Source organism: Desulfovibrio sp. 1188_IL3213 (assembly GCF_036763145.1).
Taxonomy (GTDB): domain Bacteria; phylum Desulfobacterota; class Desulfovibrionia; order Desulfovibrionales; family Desulfovibrionaceae; genus Desulfovibrio.
In genome coordinates this window covers 1-1,068 of record NZ_JBAIYR010000615.1, presented here as the reverse complement: position 1 = coordinate 1,068, position 1,068 = coordinate 1, and the positions used below count along the sequence as shown (strand labels likewise).

Here is a 1,068-nt window from a genome sequence, read left to right as displayed (position 1 = left end):
CTGCCCGGCCGCGCCGGAAGACTGGTCGGGAAAGCGGTTTTCACGCAGGCTTTCCTGATGGGCCGCGGCCAGCAGCATGGCCAGCAGCAGGACGCTTTCCTCTTCATCATTCTCGGCGGCAAGCTCCCGCGCCAGAGCGGCGTAGCGCGCCACGCGCACCCGCTCAAGGCCCGTGAGATTGCGAAAGCGGCCTTCAAGAATGGCTGTGAGCCGCGTTCCCGCCACAAGGGCCACATCTTCGTCCGTAGGCAGCGCCATCGGGATAAGACCTATCTTGTAATGCTTTGCAATGCGGTCAAGTTCCATGCGCTGCATGACGTCCACCAGCGAAATGACCGTACCGGCGGCTCCGGCCCGGCCTGTGCGCCCGGCCCGGTGGATGTAGCTTTCGTGATCTTCCGGCGGCTCGTATAAAAACACGTGGGAAAGCTCGGGGATATCAATACCGCGCGCGGCCACGTCCGTGGCGACCAGATACTGAAGCTTGCCCTGCCGGATTTTTTCAAGCACGGCCTCACGCCGCGACTGCGAAAGATCTGCGGAAAGCTCGTCGGCATTATAGCCAAAACCCTGAAGCACGCCGGTCACATAGTGGACATTGGACTTGGTATTGCAAAAAATGATGGCCGACGCCGGGTTTTCCGTCTCAAGCAGACGCACCAGGGCGCGGTCTTTATCCATCGGCTTCACTTCGCAGAAGAGATGCTGCACTTCGGCCACATGCACTTCCTTTTGCGAAAGCGAAAGCATGGCCGGCTCGGCCATGAATTCCCCGGAAAGCTTGAGCACATGAGGGGGATAGGTGGCCGAGAACAGGCAGGTATGGATGCGCCGCCTGGGCAGGTAGCGCTGTATTTCCTTCATGTCGGGGTAGAAGCCGATGGAAAGCATGCGGTCGGCCTCGTCAAAGACCAACTCGCGCAGGTCGCCGAGGTCCAGGGTACGGCGCAGCAGGTGGTCAAGCACACGGCCTGGCGTGCCGACAATAAGCTGCGCGCCGTTGCGCAGGGCGTCCATCTGCTTTTTGTAGCCCACGCCGCCGTAAACGGCCACGGTCACAATGCCCGT

At 61.0% G+C, this 1,068-nt stretch carries 1 protein-coding gene; it reads right to left on the bottom strand.

Features of this window, described 5'->3' with window-relative positions; all coding sequences use genetic code 11:
- On the bottom strand, positions 1–1,068 hold a 1,068-nt coding region (locus V6C16_RS14040; RefSeq protein ID WP_333543530.1), incomplete at both ends, for a DEAD/DEAH box helicase.